The organism is Staphylococcus auricularis (genome assembly GCF_001500315.1).
Lineage (GTDB): Bacteria > Bacillota > Bacilli > Staphylococcales > Staphylococcaceae > Staphylococcus > Staphylococcus auricularis.
In genome coordinates this window covers 1-419 of record NZ_LLER01000050.1, presented here as the reverse complement: position 1 = coordinate 419, position 419 = coordinate 1, and the positions used below count along the sequence as shown (strand labels likewise).

The 419-nt window shown below is 42.2% G+C and carries 2 tRNA genes; both read left to right on the top strand.

The features are described from left to right. The first annotated feature begins 135 nt into the window (after positions 1-135). Positions 136-209 (top strand) — tRNA-Ile (locus tag APS80_RS10455). A 22-nt stretch (positions 210-231) separates the two neighbouring features. Beyond that, positions 232-307, top strand: a tRNA-Ala gene (locus APS80_RS10450). The last annotated feature ends 112 nt before the right edge of the window (positions 308-419 follow it).

Below are 419 nucleotides of genomic sequence, written 5' to 3'. Positions count from 1 at the left end.
TCGGAAGGTGCGGCTGGATCACCTCCTTTCTAAGGATTAATTACGGAACATCTTCTTTCGAAGATGAAGGGTTAACGTGACATATTGTATTCAGTTTTGAATGCTCATACATATGGTAGTATTCATAGAAAATATGGGCCTATAGCTCAGCTGGTTAGAGCGCACGCCTGATAAGCGTGAGGTCGGTGGTTCGAGTCCACTTAGGCCCATCATCTTAGATTAATTTAATACGGGGGCTTAGCTCAGCTGGGAGAGCGCCTGCTTTGCACGCAGGAGGTCAGCGGTTCGATCCCGCTAGTCTCCACCATTATAATTGTACATTGAAAACTAGATAAGTAAGTAAAATAGATTTTACCAAGCAAAACCGAGTGAATTAGAGTTTTAAAGCTTGAATTCAAAAAATGTAATCGCTAGTGTTC